Source organism: Siphonobacter sp. BAB-5405 (assembly GCF_002872335.1).
Classification (GTDB): domain Bacteria; phylum Bacteroidota; class Bacteroidia; order Cytophagales; family Spirosomataceae; genus Siphonobacter.
The window spans coordinates 114,989-133,139 of sequence record NZ_NJAG01000044.1 but is presented as its reverse complement, the minus strand read 5'-3'; the positions used below and the strand labels follow the sequence as shown (position 1 = coordinate 133,139).

General features: G+C 49.0%; 13 protein-coding genes. 8 read left to right on the top strand and 5 right to left on the bottom strand.

Annotated elements, in window-relative coordinates; translation table 11 throughout:
* Nucleotides 1-3: 3 nt before the first annotated feature.
* From BWI97_RS22565 to BWI97_RS22545, 5 genes are all read right to left on the bottom strand, one after another.
* A complete protein-coding gene (locus BWI97_RS22565) occupies nucleotides 4-1,323 on the bottom strand; it encodes a vanadium-dependent haloperoxidase (RefSeq protein WP_102202905.1) in 1,320 nt (439 codons plus the stop codon).
* On the bottom strand, nucleotides 1,320-4,646 hold the full coding sequence (locus tag BWI97_RS22560) for a VCBS repeat-containing protein (RefSeq protein ID WP_233207965.1): 3,327 nt from the start codon (nucleotides 4,644-4,646) through the stop codon (nucleotides 1,320-1,322). Before BWI97_RS22560 ends, BWI97_RS22565 begins: the two co-directional genes overlap by 4 nt.
* 262 nt (nucleotides 4,647-4,908) lie before the next feature.
* Nucleotides 4,909-6,240 carry a cytochrome c gene (locus tag BWI97_RS22555; protein ID WP_199182064.1) on the bottom strand — a complete coding sequence of 444 codons (1,332 nt, stop codon included), beginning with the start codon at nucleotides 6,238-6,240 and terminating at the stop codon, nucleotides 4,909-4,911.
* A 90-nt stretch (nucleotides 6,241-6,330) separates the two neighbouring features.
* Entirely contained in the window at nucleotides 6,331-8,004 is a 1,674-nt protein-coding gene (locus BWI97_RS22550; RefSeq protein WP_233207964.1) for a SusD/RagB family nutrient-binding outer membrane lipoprotein, read from the bottom strand.
* A gap of 68 nt (nucleotides 8,005-8,072) precedes the next feature.
* Nucleotides 8,073-11,360 (bottom strand): SusC/RagA family TonB-linked outer membrane protein, encoded by a 3,288-nt coding sequence (locus tag BWI97_RS22545; protein WP_102202902.1) that lies wholly within the window; start codon nucleotides 11,358-11,360, stop codon nucleotides 8,073-8,075.
* Between the two features lie 223 nt (nucleotides 11,361-11,583).
* Between BWI97_RS22545 and BWI97_RS22540 the strand changes: the two genes are divergently transcribed.
* From BWI97_RS22540 to BWI97_RS22500, 8 genes are all read left to right on the top strand, one after another.
* Nucleotides 11,584-12,024, top strand: a complete 441-nt coding sequence (locus BWI97_RS22540) for a MarR family transcriptional regulator (protein ID WP_102202901.1) — start codon at nucleotides 11,584-11,586, stop codon at nucleotides 12,022-12,024.
* Nucleotides 12,024-12,785, top strand: a complete 762-nt coding sequence (locus BWI97_RS22535; protein ID WP_102202900.1) for an ROK family protein — start codon at nucleotides 12,024-12,026, stop codon at nucleotides 12,783-12,785. Before BWI97_RS22540 ends, BWI97_RS22535 begins: the two co-directional genes overlap by 1 nt.
* A gap of 2 nt (nucleotides 12,786-12,787) precedes the next feature.
* Nucleotides 12,788-13,288, top strand: a complete 501-nt coding sequence (locus BWI97_RS22530) for a thioredoxin-like domain-containing protein (RefSeq protein WP_102202899.1) — start codon at nucleotides 12,788-12,790, stop codon at nucleotides 13,286-13,288.
* Between the two features lie 635 nt (nucleotides 13,289-13,923).
* A complete protein-coding gene (locus BWI97_RS22520; RefSeq protein ID WP_233207963.1) occupies nucleotides 13,924-14,538 on the top strand; it encodes a TetR/AcrR family transcriptional regulator in 615 nt (204 codons plus the stop codon).
* A 76-nt stretch (nucleotides 14,539-14,614) separates the two neighbouring features.
* Nucleotides 14,615-15,157 (top strand): YceI family protein, encoded by a 543-nt coding sequence (locus BWI97_RS22515; RefSeq protein ID WP_094811593.1) that lies wholly within the window; start codon nucleotides 14,615-14,617, stop codon nucleotides 15,155-15,157.
* Nucleotides 15,158-15,205: 48 nt separating this feature from the next.
* Entirely contained in the window at nucleotides 15,206-15,778 is a 573-nt protein-coding gene (locus BWI97_RS22510) for a YceI family protein (RefSeq protein ID WP_094811591.1), read from the top strand.
* Between the two features lie 138 nt (nucleotides 15,779-15,916).
* Nucleotides 15,917-17,257, top strand: a complete 1,341-nt coding sequence (locus BWI97_RS22505) for a DEAD/DEAH box helicase (protein ID WP_102202896.1) — start codon at nucleotides 15,917-15,919, stop codon at nucleotides 17,255-17,257.
* 268 nt (nucleotides 17,258-17,525) lie between these two features.
* Entirely contained in the window at nucleotides 17,526-18,140 is a 615-nt protein-coding gene (locus tag BWI97_RS22500; protein WP_102202895.1) for an RNA polymerase sigma-70 factor, read from the top strand.
* Nucleotides 18,141-18,151: the final 11 nt, after the last annotated feature.

Here is an 18,151-nt window from a genome sequence, read left to right as displayed (position 1 = left end):
CCGCTATTTTTTCCACTTCACTTTCCGCAACAGGGCCTGGCCTACTGCGAATCCCTGTTGTTGGCCATTTACGATGGCTTCCCGGTAGTGGATGCCCCCGTACAAGCGACTGACAGCCGCTTCCTGAGCCGCCTGAGTAAACGAAGCGAAATGCCGCACGGGCAATCCGTAGGGTACTTCGGTACTGTCGTGAAAGGCTACGTTTGAGCCAAAGACCTGATCGAGCACTACAGCGGCGGCGGTGGAAATGACACTATGGCCACTGGGGTACTCCGGGAAGGGCGGCGTTTGCAGAATCGGTTTCCAGCTTTCGCTAATGTGAGCGTTTATATAGGTTTCGGGACGGATGACATTGTAGGTGTACTTATCCTGCCAGCAGGTGATAAAGCCGTCGAATATGGCGAGAGCCGTAAGGACGTAGGCGGAACTGGTTCGGTAAAGGTCCGTATGAAGCTGACGAGCCACCTGCCCGGCTATCGACATCCAGTGCCCATTGGGCGAAAGCTTCTTACTGCCGAAATGCATATGACCCTGCGTGTGCAGAAAGAAGGGGTTGCAGTCCCAGTAATTGGCAATGAGTCGTTGCTCTTCGGTCAGGTTCAGGCCCGCCTGCTGCACATCCTGAGCCGAGTGGTAGAACGCACTTTCGGGGGAAATACTGTACGCTGGAGGAGTCGACAAGTGGTATTGCGTAGACGAATCCAGTACCATCGGTTTAATACGACCCCAGTAGGGCTCCACGGCGGGCATGTAAGCCGGCGGTGTAGGCAGCCACGATCCTTCTTTTTTAAGCGGTGCATACCGACGAAGGGAACGCGTTTGCTTGTACTGATCCGTACCCGCCCAGGCCAGGATATGCTGAGCCATTTGCTGCCCCATCGCTTTCGATTCACGGATTTCTTCCGCCGTATAACCTCGCTGCTGTACCCGCTTCCAGAGCGTTGCGGCTTCTTCTTCCAGGACTTGTTCAGAGAAAACCAAACCTCTGCCGACCACGAGTAAGGCTTCCGTAGCCGCCAGCCCCGCCTGAGCGTGGGAGGTCTTTTGAACGGCAGGCGACGAAAGTCCGCGTAACTGCCCGGCCAGCGACTGGTAGGTTTTCGGTTCAAAACGCATCAGTGTTTCGTACGCGGCTACGTGAGCGTAGACATAAATCCGGGAAGCCACGGGAGGCGAGAAAATATCGCTGACAATCACTCGCGTCAGGGCATCCTGAGCTTCATGAAAAAGGATGCGTTCGAAGGCTTCGCGGGTGTATTGGGCGAAACTTTGCTGGCCGAACAGACTGCTCAGCAAGATGATAACCAATCGTATTTTATTCATCGTTCGTAGCCAAGAAGAGAGCCGTCGTTAACAGTGAAATACAGGCGTTTCTGTCCCGCAGGCGTTGGGATGATCAGGCCCTGCCGCACATCGCCGCCCAGCCAAAGGCCCGATTCACGCGGGGAGATGGTCTGGAACTGACCCTTCCCATCGCCCTGTAAAATCAAACCAAAGCTGGCATCACAGGGACCGTGTTGCACCCGATACGGAGAAAAATTACCGGCGAGGAGAATATCCATTTTCCCGTCTTTATTCCAGTCGTCGAGCAAAAGTGTGCTCACCCGGGAAAACTGGGCTTCCATCGGAAATCGCACGAAACGGAACGTACCTTTTTCGTTAATAAATACGCCGGAAGCCATTTCACAGGCTTCCACTACCCTGGCCTGAGCCAGTGCCGATTTGCTAAAGAGGTTTTCGACGGTGGCGTCTGCGTATTGGTGATACCGGGTAAACTTCTTTCGAAGGGGTACCACCTGATCCAGCAGTTCGTCGCGGGATGCCGCCGGGTACGGTTTGCCCTGTACGTAATAAGTCCAGATGGGATCAATGATGCCGTCGCCGTCAATATCTCCGGCCACCACTCGCATGGGCTGATCGGGGCGGGGTTGGAATAGCGTATTCAAACCGGCATTTCCGGCCACAATATCCGTATCTCCGTCGCCGTCAATGTCCGCCAGTTGCAGCGAAGCCCACCAGCCCGTACTACCTGATAGACCCATCGCTTCCGTATGATTCTGAAAGGCTCCGTTGGTTTGCAGAAATACGCTGACGGGCATCCAGTCGCCCGCCAGTATCAGGTCGGGTTTCTGATCGCCATTCAGGTCCTTCCAGGCGGCGGTCTGTACCATGCCGATTTGACGACAGGCGGGTGCCAGAGCATCCGTAACGTCCGTAAAGTGCGGCGTACCTCCTTTGGGCGTGTCGTTTCGCAGGAGATAACTCGGTGATGCCAAAGGAAAACTTCCCGCCTTCCCGCGACCACCCACAAAAACATCCAGATCGCCGTCACCCTCCAGATCAGCTATCGCAAGGGCCATTTTGCTGTCCCGCATGACGGGTAGTACGCCGGTGGGCGTTCGACTGAATTGTCCTTTCCCATCGTTGAGATAGAGCCGGTCCTGATACTCGGGTGCTCCGGATTCGTACTCATTTCCACCGCTAACTACGTACAGATCCAGATCCGAATCCTGATCGGCATCAAAGAATAAGGCATTGACGTCTTCACTGGCAGCATCCGCCCGCCAGGGCTGGGCGGATGCCCGTGCGAAGCTACCGTTGGCCTGCTGTAACCAAAGCTCGCCGCTTTGATCCACGGCTCCACCCAGGAAGAGGTCTTCCCGACCGTCGCTGTTCACGTCGCCCCTGGCCATTGCTGGTCCCAGCCGTGAAAGCTGGTACGGAATCAACACTTCTACTTTGAAATCAACAAAGTCGTTTTCCCGGTGTTTGTACGGAATCAGCGACGCCGTAGACAGGGGGCGAAACCAGGGCTGCGTTGCTATTTTTGACGGATCAGCCATTTTTTCGGTTTGGCGGGCATCCATAACCAGAAGCTGATTGGCCGCTGGATTACGAAGGCTGGATACCTTTCCATTGGGCCAGTACACCGTCACTCGCTGAATCTGACTTTCATCGCCCAGTCCAAAATGCAGTACTGTTTCCACCGATGCCTGATACCCGCGAACGGGCGAAACCGTTTGTAACTGTTTCCCGGCTTTTGTTTCCAGGATTACCTTGGCTCCCAGGGCCTGCGTATTCCCTGCTTCCCCGGTTAATCGAACGCGGAGGTAATGTTTCTTCTGCGTGTGAGCCTGATTCTGGTACAGCGAAACCGGCTCGTTTTGATGACAGATGACTAAGTCCAGATCACCATCGCCGTCAAAATCAGCGTAAGCACTGGCACCCGATACCGCGGGAGTAGTCATGCCCCAGGCTTTGGATTGATCCGTAAAGGTTAAATCATGGTTATTCCGAAAGAGATAATTAATGAGTTGATTGGAAGGCATGCGTTTGACCAAATCCAGCGTCTGAAAATTCAGATTACCCCGGCCCGCTTCCTTCAATTTTGTTTCAGCGACGGTGTACTTCATGAAGTCCATGTCGGTGAAATCGCGGAGATAGCCGTTGGAAACGAACAGGTCTTTCCAGCCGTCGTTGTCAAAATCCGCGAGCAGAGCCGACCAGCTCCAATCCGTAGCGGCCACGCCCGAAAGCTGACCAATTTCACTGAAATGAAGCTCTCCCTGCGTATCGCTGCCCTGATTGAGTTGCAGCATATTTCGCATTTGCTGCCGAACGTATCCACTGTCAATCAGTAGTTTATAGGTGTCGTATTCGTCGGCACCTTTTAGCATTTTCTGGCGATGATTATCCGCCGGAAGCATATCCAGCGTAACGACATCGGGCAACGTATCATTATTGAAATCCGCCAGGTCGCAACCCATCGAAAACTTTGACGTGTGAGCCATGCTGGAACGAATGGTTTCCTTAAAGCCCGTATGTTTTCCCGACGAATCATGTTGATTCAGGTATAAACAATCCTGTTCGGTATAGTCGCTGGTGGTATAGAGGTCGGGCCAGCCATCATTATTGAGATCGCTCACCCCCACGCCCAGACCAAAGTTGATGGGATTATTGAGAATGCCTTCGGCCAGCGTTACGTCGCTAAAACGGCCGCCATCATTACGAAGTAATAGATTTCCAAATCGGGGATCAGGCGTACGTCGCAGCTCCCGCGTATTAAGCAGGGGATTAAAGGTATGATTGGAGTGATTGAGAATGAAAACATCGAGATCGCCGTCGCGGTCGTAATCCAGAAAAGCGGCCTGGGTGGTTTGGGTGCCGGGTAAGTCCAGTCCGTAATGGCGGGCCTGTTCGGTGAAGTGGGGTATGCCGTCTTTGAGGCCTTCGTTAATAAATAATTCGTTTACCAGTTGCTTCGGTCCAAATTTTCCCGAATGGCAAACGTAAATATCGAGCCGTCCATCCGCGTTAATATCAACGATGCTTACGCCGGTTCCCCAGGTGCCATTGCCCGCAACACCTGCCTGCTTCGTGACATCGCTGAACTTCCAGTCGCCCTGATTCAGGTATAATTGATGCGATACGGTATTGCCGGAAAAAAACAGGTCGGGCCGTCCATCACCGTCGAAATCACCGATGCCCACGCCATTACCATTGTAGAGATATTCGTAGCGGAAAATGTGCAGGGAATCCGTTTCCCGGATTTCATTCGTAAACGTTACCCCCGACTGACTAGCCGGAATTTTTACAAACAGGGGAGGAGGCGTACCGTGGAAGGCCAGCCAAAGGGGGAGTGCCATACCAATAAGCAGGCCTAACCCTAACTTGGAAGGGTTCATACGATAAAGTAAAGCTTGGGGTTAAAATGAAGTAATGTTAGGTTATAAAGCGGGGGGGGGGTGAAGGGGAGGGTGGTTTAATGGTTGAAGAGTTTGAAGTTTAAAAGGTTTAATGTTGAAAGTTTGAATGGTTTGAATTGTTGGACGTGTAGTGATTCGTACAATCGAGTTGTTGTCAAATTTTTAATGATCTTCCAGGGAACTGAATCCCCTGGAATACACATCAATCGAACCGAAGGCTTTCGTCGCCGGGCTCATAGGTGATGTACACCAGAATGAGCGTCATCATTTCCTGATCACTTCGCATGTTTCCATCGGAGGTAATCAGTTTGGCGGGTTTAAAAGGATTCATCGGGTTTTCATCCGTATTATCGTATTTTCCGATTACATGAACCGTTGACCCAGTCGGAACAATAACCGGCTTTTTGTAGCGATAGAGTTCCTGCCAGCGAAAGTCCCACTGCGGAATGTGTACCAGTGGGAGGGTATCGCCTTCGGTTCTGGTGGCATATGCCGTAAATTCTTTACCGATCTGGTGCATGTGGGGCCAGGCGTACAGGAGCGTGATGGGCTTGTTGCGGTATGCCACTTTCAGACTACAGGTTTTTACATCGCCCCCAAACAGGAATAGGGGAGGAGTAATCTCCTTTTCACCAATTCCCCCTGAGCCCAGACTAATCACATTAACAGTACGGCGAATCGGTTCCTTTTTGAAAAAGAAATTCACGCCACTGATCGTCTCTTCATCCTTACCCGTCGGAGCGAAGTGAACGGTTAGCAAAACGACGCCACGCTTGGGCATGACCCAGCCCATCCCTTTCGGATAGCTTTCGGGAGAGGCTCCGGGAATCCAGCCGCCGTAATAGGTCATTTTCTTTTTGTAGGGCATCCATTCCTGGTACCGCCAGGAATCGGCTGAATTTAAATCGACCTGATCAATGCTTTGGGTCAGGCTAATGGCGGGGTCTTCTACCGGATGAATGGCGAAGTTGGCGTGGTGAATGACTTTCTTGTTGGAAGAAGTAAATTCCAGAGCTTCCACATTCATGGCCTCCGCCAGTTCGAAAGGGATCTTGAATACCATAAACCGCTCCACGCCGTCGCCTTTTTGCAGAAAAGGTTTGGGCATGGAAAGCGTCAGGTCGGGTAAGCGGTGGTACGCCGTTCCGGCCTGTGCTCGTTTTTGCAGGGCTATTTCGGATTCCGTGTTCACTTTGCCCTTGGGCATGTCGTTATCAATCCAATCGGTAATCGTTTTAATCTGTTCAGGTGTCAGACTTCGTTTATTGGCGAAATCCACGTAATGATCATCCGCACGCCAGGGGGGCATATAGCCCGAGTTAATGACTTTCCGGATGAATTTGGAACGTTTGCTGACATCTTCGTACGAAATCAGCGAAAAGGGGGCCGCCTCGCCGGGACGATGGCAAACGGCACAGTTAGCGTGAATAAGGGGTTGTACGTCCCGGTAGAAGGTAACTTTTTGAGCGAAACCCGCCCGTGTTCCGAGCAAAGTCCAAGCTACCATCAAACCGAATACCAGGTAAGCTTTCATACGTAAGGGTAAAAAAACAACCCACCGAACCAATCGGTGGGTTGGGTTCCTAAATTAACAATAATCAGGAAAGTATACAAATCGAATTGCTTACGGACGATCCCACCAAACGCGTCCCGTAGCATCCTGAGGGTCTGTACCAAAACCCGGAAGTTTAGCCATTTCATCGTAAGCAGCCTTACGATTCGTATAGTTAGGCTCAGTAGGAGCGGGGATACCCAGCGGTGCCCGGCGGGGTACCGTTAGTGTCGCTCCGTTGGAGACCAGATTAGGCAGAGCCAGGGTTGAACTGGCATTCGGGAAACCCGTACGTTTCCAGGTAGCCCAACCTTCCGTAGGCTGACGCAAGAAGTGAATGTATTCCTGGCTGGCAATCAAGTCCAACGCTTTGGCTGTGTTGAATGCCACCTTCGGATGAGCCAGATAAGCTACTTTCTCCGCTTCCGTCATGGGCGTATAGTCGGGAAGTACGGCGTCTTTCGCCAAGATATCGTACCAGTCTAACGAAGAGGTAACCCCAGCTTCGTACCAGTTTTTAGCGTTCTCCGTGGTAATGCCCTGAGCGGAGAGTTCTGCCCGCATAAAGCAGAAATCAGCGTAGGTAATTACGGGGAAGTAGTTACGACCGGTACCTACTGTACCATTGACCGAATACGCAGCCTGGAATAAACGTGGCTGAATGTACGAAAGCGTGTCAATGGAAGTACGGTTGCCATTCGTTACCAGGATACGAGGCGTATAAAAACGCTGCACATTCTGCTGATTCACTGACTGATCAGGGCTCGTAAATCCACCCACATACCGGCGGGCAGGTTCTTTGGTACCCACTGGTAATTGTCTGGGGTTAGCCGCAATCAGCAAATCAATGTTTGCCTGTGAATAGTTATTTTTGGTGAAAAACGCGTCGATCCGTGGATCCTGCGTATCCCACATAAAATCAACCAGAGGCTTGGACGCCCGAAGTCCTGCGGGACTCCAGTTACCCCCATTGTTGAAGGCAGCGGGAGCCACAAATACCCAGCCATCCGCATTGCTACTCATCAGATCGTCAGCGGGAGAAGCCAGAACTTCCTGAACAATGCTTCGCATTTTCGTGGCATCGACCTTCGCCATCCGCATGGCAATTTTTAGGCGGAGGGCATTAGCCCCCTTCACCCATTTCTTTGCGTCGCCCCCAAAATACTGATCCAGGTTACCCACCGTAATCTGCGGAGCTGAAGGAGTAGTCTTAAGCACAGTAATAGCTTCTTTTAACTCCTGGTCCAGGGTAGCAAACAGAGCTTGCTGGGTGTCGTACTTGGGGGTTAACGTTCCGCCATAACGAGCCTGGAAAGCCTCCGTGTAGGGGATGCTACCGTAAATGTCGCTTACGTAAAATGCGTAATAGGCTTTAACGATCCGACCCATACGAATAATATGTACGTAACGAAGCTGCTCCTCCGCTGGTAGCTTTTCAATCAGCTTCTCCATGTCAACAACTGCGTTACCTACGCCCGTATAGAGACCACCGTAACGGTTTGCAAAGTTGTCATACACTTGGGTGAAGTTTTGACCATTACCCGTCAAACCCGTTGAATATTGCATCCAGGGCATGATCCGCTGGTAATTATCATAAAAGGCCTCGAAGTCCCGATCGTGCACATTGATGATGGCATTCAGCAACTGGTTAGCCGGCGGAACCTCCGTCAAAGCGTCGGGATCCGTGTTGATGTCAACGAAAGCCTGGTCCTTGCAACCCGTCATCAACAACGTAGTTGCGAGCATTAAGCCGGAGAGGTATTTTTTATAGGGTGTAATCATGTTCGTTATGTCAAAATAATCAAGGTATTGAATTATAATCCTACGTTTACGGATACCCCGATATTACGGCTGAAAGGAAGTCCGCCGTATTCGGCAAATTCCCCCGCCCGGTTACTCAGCAGGCCCTGTGGATTAATACCATCTTTTGCGGTGCGGTAGAGATAACCCAGGTTACGACCTACGATACTTACCCGAAGCGATTGTACTTTAATACGATTCAGCAAGGCAGATGGAACGTCATAGCCAATGGATGCTTCCCGTACGGCTACCCAGGAATTTTCAAATACCGAATACTCCCGAATGCCTGAACCCCAGTTAGAAAGGTTGTCATAGTAAGCGTACGCCGGGATGGGTTTCAGATACCCTTTGTCTACGGCTTCCTGATACGTCATGCCGCCCAAATCCACCTGTACGCCATCCACATTGGCTTTAACTCCAGCCGCCAGAACGCCATCGGGAATGATACCATCGTTCCGCTGAACACCCTGATTATCGGTGAAAGCGATTCCTCCGTGTTCTGCATCACGGCCGGACAAGCTGTTTTTAAAGCTACCGAAGGCTGAACCGTAGGCATGGGTAGAGGAAGCCATTACGCCGCCAATTTTGGAATCCAACTGGAACGTGGCCGAGAAATTCTTGTAACGAAGGGTGTTGACGTTGCTTAAGAGGAAGTTCTCCATCATCGTGCCTAACTCTTTCGATCCCTGACCGGCAGCACCACTACGTAAGTACGTAAGATAACCTCCGTTCGTACCACTCGCAGCACCAATCAGCTTGCGTCCCTGAGGATCACGAGCGTAAGCGTAGGTAGAAACAATCGTTCCGTAATCACCACCCGCTTTGGCCACTGACCGTACGTCAGCACCAAAAGCCAGACTTAACTCGTAGGTGTCAATGCCATCGGCCAGTTCAAGAATCTTGTTCCGGTTTCTACTAAAGTTAAAGGAAGTAGTCCACTGGAAATCTTTGTTTTTAATCGGTGTACCACTCAGAATAAACTCAACCCCACGGTTCAGAATTCGACCGCCGTTGATGGTCCGGGAGGTAGTGCCCGATTCCTGAGCAACGGGCAGGCGGAACATTTCGTTCGTCGTCAGTTTATTATACACCGCTACGTCCAAAGTCAGACGATTATCGAAAAAGCGTACGTCTGCCCCAACTTCCCACTCACGAGCCCGACGGCTTCTGATGTTCGGGTTTGCTAAGATGTTATCCCGGAATCCGTAGCGTTGAATCTGACCGTTAATCGAATTGAAAATACTTCCAGCGGAGTAGAAACCATCCCGGTTAAGCGTCCAGGGATCAATGTCACTACCGGTGAAACCGTAGCTGGCCCGTAATTTACCGAACGAAAGGGTATTTGCTAGGTTTTTGAACGTTTGAGTAAAATCCCAGGCTACCCCTAAGGAAGGATAGAAATAAGCCTTTTCCCCCGCTCCATTGGCATACTTAAGCGTGGAAGAAAATTCCTGACGGGCTGTAAAGTTGACGAACAACTGGTCTTTAAAGCTAACGTCACCGTACGCATACATAGCATCTTTACGGCTGGATGGATTCAGAACCCCTGAACCTATTAACGTACTAACCGAGTTCGACAAGGCAAACACACCCGGTAAACGTAAACCACCATTCGTAGTCACGCGATAATCCCGGCCTCCCAGCACGCGGTTGGTTTCCCCCCCGGCTGATAAGTTCAAATGCACAGAAGAGCTAAGATCACGATTTAAGGTAAGTACCCCCTGAATACGAGACTGGTTATTGGATAAAGAAAATTCAGAGTATTCACCGTTGAAGCCCTGCATATCCCCCTCAAACTTGTTTTCCGTATTGTATTGCTCATTCTGAAGGTTCGCCCGTAACAGACCCGTCAGCCAGGGCGTAAAATTCATGTTTACATCAATGTTACCACGGAAAACTCGCTCATTACGCGTTGTATTGTAATGGAACGTTTGCCACAGGAACGGAGAAATATTGTACGGATCAGCCGTGTTTACTTTCCGTCCACCCGTTGGTGATTCGTAGTTATTTACCCAGTAATCAATGTCAAAGCTACGCGGACGACCGTATACGAAGCGGAATACGGGGTTGAATGTACCGCCCTGACGGATCGGGTTTAAGTTGTCGTTGATGGTATAATCTGCCGAAACGTCCAGATTAAACACTTTACCCAATTTTTGAGTAGCCCGAACGTTAAAGTTGTTACGCTTCATTTCGGCTCCACCGGGCATGATGGTCGTGTTGTACAGGTTAGAGTACGATACCCGGAAAGATCCACGGTCATTCGCACCTTCTACGGACAGGTTGTTATTGATGAATTTACCCGTCTGGAAAAAGTCAAGCGGATTGTTCGCTACCCAGGGTACCATACGGCCATCCAGGTCACGTACCATGCGGCCATCCAGTTTAGGGCCAAAGGAATACGGCCAGCTGCTAGTGTTGTTTACAACCTGATCTACCCCATCTGCTCCCTTGGCAAAATTGGGAGAAATACCAGCACCGTATTCGTTCTGAACGTCTACGAAACGGTAAGCCGTTTCCAGCGAAGTGGTATGATTAAAGTTCACCCCAAGACCTTTTTGCTGACGTCCTTGTTTGGTTGTGATTAATACTACACCATTCAGGGCTTCAGAACCGTATAAGGCACTGGCCGCCGCACCCTTCAGTACCGACATGGACTCTACGTTGTCAGCATTGAAGTTTTTCATGATGTTACCAAAATCCTGAGCGGCACCCCAGGAATCAGCACCGGTAGTACCCGGACGAACCAGAACCCCGTCAATAACGAACAAAGGTTGGGTGTTCGAGTTCAGCGAAGCATTACCCCGAATCCGGATCCGGGAAGAGGACATGGGTCCGCCGGAACCCTGATCGATTTGTACCCCGGCTATTTTACCCTGCAACGCATTCACCAGGTTAGCTGAGTTAGCCCGTTGTAAATCAAGGCCTTTGGCTTCCTGAGCAGCGTAGGAAAGTTTACGAGCTTCCTGCTTGATGCCGAAGCCGGTTACGATGACCTCTGTCAGTGCTTTCGCATCTTCCTGCAACGTAATCGTGATTACCGTCTGGTTAGCTACGGCAACTTCCTGACGCAGATAACCAATGGCTGAAACCACCAGCGTAGGATTGGCCTGAGTCACGTTCAAACGGAATTTTCCTTCTGAATCGCTGGTCGTACCCGTGTTAGTCCCTTTGACTACCACCGATGCACCCGGAACGGCTGCACCTTTTTCGTCCTGGACAGTCCCGGACAGGCTTCCTGTTTGAGCCCAAGCCGACAGGCTCGTTGTAAACAGAAAAATGAGGAGTAGTAATTGTTTCATGAACAATGGTTAAAAAATGAATGAAACGTAATTCTGCCCAATACCATAGAATCTATGGCAATCGGTCTTGCAATGATAATAGATGAAAAGCATTTTAGTACTTTACTTAAATAAATAATTTAAAAACTTTTTGTAATAAAAAAACAAAAAATATAACTAATTAAATATAGTGAGTTTTTTTTACATAAATGGTCTATACTTAAGTAATTAAGTGCTGTCAACCATGTTTGAAGAAGAAGTAGAGGAGTCCTCTGTTGTAGTCTACAAAAAGAAGCAACGGCTTCAGCAAGCCCTTTGGTTAGTGTACCAGCAAGGGGTTTGTACGCTCTCACAATTAGCCAAAGGTGTCCATACCAGTGTCCCATCCGTTACTGAGTTAGTAGAGCAGTTAGTCCAGGAAAACTGGATTCAAACCGTGGGAACTGTAACGGGTAACAATGGCCGCAGACCTACGGCGTATAGTCTGAACCCCGACTTTCATCGGGTGGTAGTACTTGACATCAATACGCATGGACTGAGTCTGCTGGTGATCGATACCAAACACGAAGTAGTATTCAAACATGAGGCTCCTGTTCCGCTCGAAAATTCTGAAAGCTATTTAGAGACGCTGAAGTCTTTCGTGATGGAAACATTTGCCATTATTCCTTTTCCGGAAGGACGGTAATGGCTATTGGTATTGCCATGCCGGGACTTATTGATGAACAAACGGGCAAGAATTTAACCTATCCCAAGCTAAACATCACAGGAGTATCCTTTAAAGAATGGATTAAGCATCAGTTTTCACTTCCGGTCTTCCTCATCAATGATACGAAAGCTACGGTTCTAGGCGAAAGTCGTTTCGGAAGAGGGCAGGGGAGTAAACACATGTTCTCGCTGAATATCGACTGGGGGGTAGGTCTGGGAATCGTTCTGAACGGAGAAGTGTTTCAGGGGGCTTCGGGCTTCGCTGGCGAATTAGGCCATATTCAGGTGGAAGCGGAAGGTCAGCGTTGTTACTGCGGCAAGATCGGCTGCCTGGACACGATTACGTCGGCTCCTGCGGTCGTACGTCGAATCCAGAAGCGAATGAAGGAGGACAAATCGTACCCGGATCAGGAAGTAGCGGAACTGGCGATTGATCGCGTGTTGGAACTAGCCCGCAGCAAAGACCCGCTGGTAAGCCAGGTGATATATGATACGGGATTTCAATTGGGCAAAGGGTTGGCGACTGCCATTACCATTCTCAATCCTGAAATAATTATCATTGACGGAATTCTTGCTCAGGCCGGTGCGTTAATCACAAAGCCTATTGAGGAAGCCATTGAAATGTATTGTATGCGAGCTTTTCTGGATAAGATCCGGGTTGAAGTAACTACGCTAGACGGCAATGCCAAATGGATGGGTACGCATGCTTACGTCATGGAAAATATTTTAAATCTTTTGTAGTCATGTACGTCTGGGTACTTCATTTTTTTCTGCTAGTGCTGGGGCCTGTCAAGGCCCAGCCGTCTGCTGGTAAGTTACGGGTGCTGCTGTTTACCGATACGGAATGCCCGATTTGTCAGAAAATAACGCCAAGGGTTCAGAAATTAGCCGAAGAATACAAAACAGGCGTTTCTTTCGAACTAGTGTATCCAACGGCTCAGCTTAAGGAATCTGAGGTAAGGCACTTCCAAAGCGAATACAACCTGACTTTACCATATCGATTAGATCCCAGGCATCAGTTAGTGCATCGGTATAAAGTAACGACTACGCCGGAGGTCGTCCTGCTTTCGGCCAATAATCAGGTGTTATATCAGGGAAGCATCGACGATCAGTTTTACAAACTGGGTTCGTATCGCACGGCTCCGCAACGACATTATCTTAAAGAAGCGTTGGTAGCCAGTTTGCAGGGTAAGTCGGTACCACTCGCGTATACAAAAGCGGTAGGGTGTTTAATTAATGATTAGCGTATAATTTATAGAGAGCACTAGATTGGATAATTAAAAAAGCTAGTAGTTGTGTTATATAATTTAAGTTATGTTAAATAGTAATTTCAGTAATAGTTCAACTACAAAGTACATACTTTACTCCTATCCCATTCACGCTTTGAACCAACCTGTTTTCTTACCTGTTATGTTGCTGGAGTAGACCTCAGGTGAGTCCATAACCTTCGGGATTCTCTCAGGTAGCTAGTTATCAAATAGGTTGATAGGCAAGAGCGGCATTGAAAAGAAAAGAAGCCTAAGAAAGAGCCACAGGCTTGACCCATTCTGTAGCGTAACATTTCAATCCTACGCTTTTTTAGTCCCCAGTGGTAAGCAAGCCTTCATTATAATAACACTCATCATAGCTTTTTATAAATACTGGAATAGCCACAGATGATGGTAGAAGTATAAACAATTTATTATACGTAATAAGCAAATGAATAACAGAATCTTTAAAGGATGTATCACAACATATAAAATGGATAAACTGCTTATAATTATTATAACGTTTATAAAACGTTATAATAATTATAAGCAGTTTATCCATTTTTACCTGACTTGCACAGCTATATTTATAGAACTTAATACACCTGCATTCAGTTAACGGTATTAGAAAATTGATCAGAAAGTCATTGGGCATTGTTGAACGGAAAATACGGCAGAAACAGGAAGTCAGAAATAGCATCTTGCTAGCGGCCTGGCAACTGGTGGAACGGGAAGGCTGGCAGGCTCTCTCGATCCGCAAAATTGCGGATGCCATTGAGTACAGTATTCCGGTCATTTACCAGCACTTTGATAACAAAGAAGCGATTCTTCTGGAATTCATCAAACAAGGTTTTGGGCTACTGACCCAGGAATTGCAGGCCGCTCGAACCGTTTCTCCCCTACCCTCGCAGCAGCTCATGGATATGGCCCGGGCGTATTCGAAGTTTGCTTTCAAGCACAAGCATTACTATCAGCTTATGTACGGAATGGGTATGCCCGCCTGTGAAACCGTCAATCAGGTTGAAGAAATGCAGGCTTTTAGTCAGGTCTTGCTTCAGGTTATTGGCGAAGCCATTGCCCAGAGTCAGCGTCCGGCAACGAATGACTTCCTGAAATTTCACACTTACTGGTCGATCTTACATGGACTAGTAAGCATTCAAATGATTGAATCGCAGCAAGGCCCCAATGGCTGGCACGATCAGGTACTGGAAGATGCGGTAAACGGATTTATCCAATCGATGAATTAATTTTTTTGTTTTTTAGTTAACAGTGTTAGTTTTTATATCATAGTAAATTTTTCATCCATTTTTTAACTTTCTTTGTATGTCAACGCTTACAAAATGGGCTGTAGACCCCCTGCACTCCGAAGTTCAGTTTAAAGTGAAGCACCTGGTGATTTCTACGGTAACGGGTTCATTTAATAACTTTACCGGCGGAGCTACTACCAATGATGACTTCAGCGATTTTTCGGGAGCTGAAATTCACTTCTCACTCGACGTGAACAGCATCGATACCAATCAGGCCCAACGCGACGAGCACCTGAAATCGGCTGAGTTTTTCGACGCTGAAACCTATCCCCACATTTCCTTCCTATCTACGTCTTTCCAGAAAGTAAAAGGCGATGTTTATAAACTGACGGGTAACCTGACGATGAAAGGCATTACCAAACCCGTGGAAGTAACCGCTGAATACGGTGGATCTGCGAAGGACGCGTACGGAAATACCAAGATTGGTTTTGAAGTAACCGGCGTGGTGAATCGGAAAGAATTTGGCCTGACTTACAACGCGTTAACTGAAACGGGTGGTCTGGCTTTGGGCGAAGACATCAAATTGATTGCGAACATTCAATTGGCTCCGCAGGCTTAATTCAGATTTTTTATACCTTTGGCCAACGCACTAACGTAAACCAATACAATGAAAAAACTAGCTTTATCGCTGCTGTTCACAGCTTTCTCACTTGCCAGTATGGCTCAGTCAACCTGGAAGGTGGACAAGAATCACGCTCAGCTGAAATTTGACGTAACCCACACGGGCATTTCAACCGTATCCGGAGCGTTTACGGATTTTGATGCTACCGTTACAGCCACGAAAGAGGATTTTAGCGATGCCACGTTTGAGTTCACGGGCCAGACGGCTTCCATCAATACCGGTGTAGAAAAACGCGACGCTCACCTGAAATCCCCGGATTTCTTCGACGCTGCCCAGTACCCGACCCTGACTTTCAAAAGCACTTCGCTTAAAAAAGATGGGGCAGACAAATACAAACTGATGGGTAATCTGACGCTTCATGGCGTTACTAAACCCGTAACGCTGGATTTGTGGTACCGCGGAACGATTACGAATCCGAACAACAAGAAACAGGCGGCTGGCTTCCGGGCTACGGGCACGATCAAGCGTAGTGATTTTGGTATTGGATCGAAATTTCCCGCTAACATGCTTAGCGAAGAAGTCATGATTACCGCAGACGGAGAATTTGGCAAACAATAAGCAATTCTCTTTCAACTCCAGGAAACCCGACTTTATGAGTCGGGTTTCTTGCGTCTAACCGGGAGGCTACTGCCCAGCTTTTCGTACTTTTGTACCTTCATCCGCAGCGAAAGACCTGCCAACAAACGTAAACAAGCCATGACATTCGAAGAATTAAACCTGCACAAACCGCTTTTAAACGCACTGGAAGACCTGGGTTATACTACCCCCACGCCCATCCAGGAGAAGGTTTTTTCAGTTGTGATGTCGGGAAAAGATGTTTGCGGGCTGGCACAAACGGGTACGGGCAAAACATTCGCCTACCTCCTCCCCTTACTTCGACTGTATCAATTCTCGAAAGACCGGCTGCCCCAGCTTCTTATTCTGGTTCCCACCCGCGAGCTGGTAGTGCAGGTCGTAGAAGCGGTCGAGCAGCTAAGCAAATATCAAACCCTTGCGGTACTGGGTGTGTACGGTGGCGTGAATCTGAAAACGCACGTAGCCGAACTCAAAAAAGAAGTGGATGTATTGGTAGCAACGCCCGGCCGACTAATCGATCTGATTTCAACGGGTACGCTGAAAACCAAAACGATCAAGCGACTGGTGATTGACGAAGTGGACGAAATGATGAATCTGGGCTTCCGTTCGCAGCTAACGACGATCCTCGATTCACTCCCCGCGAAACGCCAGAACCTATTATTCTCCGCCACCATGACGGAAGAGGTAGACACGTTGATTCAGACGCACTTTACCAGTCCCGTTTTCGTGGAATCTTCGCCCGTTGGTACGCCGCTGGATAATATCGAACAGTCGGCCTATCCGGTTCCCAACTTTTTAACGAAAGTAAACCTGCTGGAATATCTCCTTCAGCACGATGAAAATTTGCGGAAAGTACTCGTGTTTATCGCGACCAAAACGCTGGCCGACCGTCTGTTTGAACAACTCGACGAGCAATTTCCCGAACAGGTCGGCGTCATTCACTCCAACAAAGCCCAGAATTATCGTTTCAATACCGTACAGGCCTTCAAAGACGGCCAATTACGGATCCTGATTGCTACCGATCTGATTGCCCGTGGCCTTGATATTTCGGAAGTATCCCACGTCATCAACCTCGACGTCCCTGAAATTCCGGAAACGTATATCCACCGCATTGGCCGTACGGGCCGGGCGGATCAAAAAGGCGTTGCTTTGACTTTTGTCAACCCCGCAGAAACGGAATACCGGCAGGCCATTGAAAATCTGATGGGGGTTCCCATTCCCGAACGTCCCCTGCCCGAGGACCTCGTCATTACGCAGGATCTTATTCCGGAGGAAATTCCCAAAGTCGTACACAAGATCATACCGGTCAAATTACCTCCTCAGGAAACGGTTGGACCCGCTTTTCACGAAAAAAGTGCGAAAAACCAAAAGGTGAACGTGCGACGTAATCACGCGGAAGAGATGATGAAAAAATACGGTAAACCCATTAAGAAAACCCGTAAAAACAATAAACCACGGTAAGAGGCAGGGTGCAATTCAGTACCCGACCTCTACCGCCGAAACCCGGATATACGCAGTTCATTCGTATCAAGCGTTTGCCAGTTGATTTCTTCCCGTACCTTTCGAAGGGGATGATGCCGTCTGGGGGACCGGGTGCAACCGTTTTCGCAAGAGAATCATCCTGGTCTCAATTCCGGTTTTACCCACGCGGGGACTTCATTCCTGTTTTTTTTCTTCGATCCGTAGGGTACAACCGTTTTCAGTTGTCATAACTCCGAAAGGCCCAGTAATGAATGGTAGGTCTAATCCGTTTACAAAACCAGAAGATCGTTCCTTAACCGATCAGGACATCCTGCGATCCATCCAGCAGGGCGATGAACGTACCTATGAAACGCTCTTCCGGCATTATTACGCTTCGCTGTGTCAGTACGGGTTTTCCTTTCTCAAAGATTGGGAAGACGCGGAAGAAATCGTGCAAAGCGTGTTTGTAACGATCTGGGAAAAACGGCAGTCGCTAACGATTGAAACCTCCCTGAAATCGTATCTGTATCGGGCGGTACACAATCGTTGCCTGAATCGTATCAAACATCTGGCCATTCAGGCGGAATACCAGCAGTATAAGTTTGCCGAAGCCAACGCCTCGGAAGCTCCGGCCCAGGCGTTGATGGCTTCCGAACTGTCCGAACGCCTGCAAGCGGCCATCGAGCGGCTTCCCGAACAATGCCGGCTCATTTTTACGATGAACCGCTTTGAAGAACTGAAGTACCAGGAAATTGCCGATCGGCTGGGTTTATCCGTAAAAACGGTCGAAAATCAGATTGGTAAGGCGTTACGGATCTTACGCGTCGAGCTGGCCGATTATCTGCCTTTGTTCATCCTGTTAGGCATTCATGCATATGATTAACTTGTACTCTA